Annotated in this window: 1 protein-coding gene; it reads left to right on the forward strand. The window is 60.4% G+C overall.

All coding sequences use genetic code 11. The features are described from left to right. The coding region (locus J8G26_RS19175) for a transposase (protein ID WP_210570852.1) at positions 1 to 467 on the forward strand (467 nt) is incomplete at both ends.

Consider the following 467-nt stretch of genomic DNA (forward strand, 5'->3'; position numbering starts at 1 on the left):
TTCGAAGACATGAAGGCCGTGGTGTACGACTTCTGCGAGTCCAGGGCGGGCGAGCATGCCCGGGCCTTCCTGGGCGACTGGAAGGGTAGCCTGGTATGCGATGACTTCAGTGGTTACAAGGCTGGGTTTGCCAATGGCCTGACTGAGGCTGGATGTCTGGCGCACGCCCGGCGTAAATTCTTCGACCTGCATGCGGCCAACAAAAGCCAGCTTGCCGGGTTCGCCTTGGAGCAGTTCGCCAACGTCTACGACATTGAGCGCGAGGTAAAAGACCTCAACGCTGATCAGCGCAAAGTCATCCGCCAGCAGCACTCCAAGCCCATCCTCGATGCGCTGCACCAGTGGATGACATTGCAACGGCAAAAGCTGCCCGACAGCTCGGCGACTGCCAGGGCCCTGGATTACAGCCTCAGGCGCTGGACTGCGCTGACGCGCTTCGTTGATGACGGGCAACTGCCCGTGGACAA

The organism is Acidovorax sp. JG5 (genome assembly GCF_017939685.1).
In the GTDB taxonomy this organism is placed as follows: Bacteria; Pseudomonadota; Gammaproteobacteria; order Burkholderiales; family Burkholderiaceae_C; genus Acidovorax.